Below are 1,705 nucleotides of genomic sequence, written 5' to 3'. Positions count from 1 at the left end.
GTCTCTCTCAGACACCTTAGGTGTTGTAAGGTTAAGTCTCACGGGTCATTAGTATCGGTTAGCTCAACGCCTCGCAGCGCTTACACACCCGACCTATCAACGTCATCGTCTTTAACGTCCCTTCAGGAGGCTCAAGGCCTCAGGGAAGACTCATCTCGAGGCAAGTTTCCCGCTTAGATGCTTTCAGCGGTTATCTCTTCCGCACGTAGCTACCGGGCAATGCCATTGGCATGACAACCCGAACACCAGTGGTGCGTCCACTCCGGTCCTCTCGTACTAGGAGCAGCCCCTCTCAATCTTCCAACGCCCACGGCAGATAGGGACCGAACTGTCTCACGACGTTCTAAACCCAGCTCGCGTACCACTTTAAATGGCGAACAGCCATACCCTTGGGACCTACTTCAGCCCCAGGATGTGATGAGCCGACATCGAGGTGCCAAACACCGCCGTCGATATGAACTCTTGGGCGGTATCAGCCTGTTATCCCCGGAGTACCTTTTATCCGTTGAGCGATGGCCCTTCCATTCAGAACCACCGGATCACTAAGACCTGCTTTCGCACCTGCTCGAGCCGTCACTCTCGCAGTCAAGCTAGCTTATGCCTTTGCACTAACCTCACGATGTCCGACCGTGATTAGCTAACCTTCGTGCTCCTCCGTTACTCTTTGGGAGGAGACCGCCCCAGTCAAACTACCCACCAGACACTGTCCTCAACCCGGATCACGGGTCGGAGTTAGAACATCAAACATTAAAGGGTGGTATTTCAAGGTTGGCTCCATGCAGACTGGCGTCCACACTTCAAAGCCTCCCACCTATCCTACACATCAAGGCTCAATGTTCAGTGTCAAGCTATAGTAAAGGTTCACGGGGTCTTTCCGTCTTGCCGCGGGTACACTGCATCTTCACAGCGAGTTCAATTTCACTGAGTCTCGGGTGGAGACAGCCTGGCCATCATTACGCCATTCGTGCAGGTCGGAACTTACCCGACAAGGAATTTCGCTACCTTAGGACCGTTATAGTTACGGCCGCCGTTTACCGGGGCTTCGATCAAGAGCTTCTCCTTGCGGATAACCCCATCAATTAACCTTCCGGCACCGGGCAGGCGTCACACCGTATACGTCCACTTTCGTGTTTGCACAGTGCTGTGTTTTTAATAAACAGTTGCAGCCAGCTGGTATCTGCGACTGGCTTCGGCTCGGGGAGCATGTCCCTCCACCTACCGCCAGCGTGCCTTCTCCCGAAGTTACGGCACCATTTTGCCTAGTTCCTTCACCCGAGTTCTCTCAAGCGCCTGGGTATTCTCTACCTGACCACCTGTGTCGGTTTGGGGTACGATTCGATGTGACCTGGAGCTTAGAGGCTTTTCCTGGAAGCGTAGCATCAATTCCTTCACCACCGTAGTGGCTCGTCATCACGCCTCAGTGTTAATGAAAGAGCGGATTTGCCTGCCCTTTCCACCTTCACGCTTGAACCGGGACAACCGTCGCCCGGCGAACCTAGCTTTCTCCGTCCCCCCTTCGCAGTCACACCCAGTACAGGAATATTAACCTGTTTCCCATCGACTACGCTTTTCAGCCTCGCCTTAGGGGTCGACTCACCCTGCCCCGATTAACGTTGGACAGGAACCCTTGGTCTTCCGGCGAGCGGGCTTTTCACCCGCTTTATCGTTACTTATGTCAGCATTCGCACTTCTGATACCTCCAGCA

1 rRNA gene is annotated in these 1,705 nt (G+C 54.0%); it reads right to left on the bottom strand.

What is annotated here, in order from left to right:
- Positions 1 to 27: 27 nt before the first annotated feature.
- Positions 28 to 1,705, bottom strand: a 23S ribosomal RNA gene (locus EDC52_RS19765); the annotation flags it as partial.

Origin of the sequence: Biostraticola tofi, assembly GCF_004343195.1 — a bacterium.
GTDB lineage: Bacteria > Pseudomonadota > Gammaproteobacteria > Enterobacterales > Enterobacteriaceae > Biostraticola > Biostraticola tofi.
The sequence above is the reverse complement of the archived record's forward strand: the minus strand, read 5'-3'. Positions and strand labels throughout refer to the sequence as shown.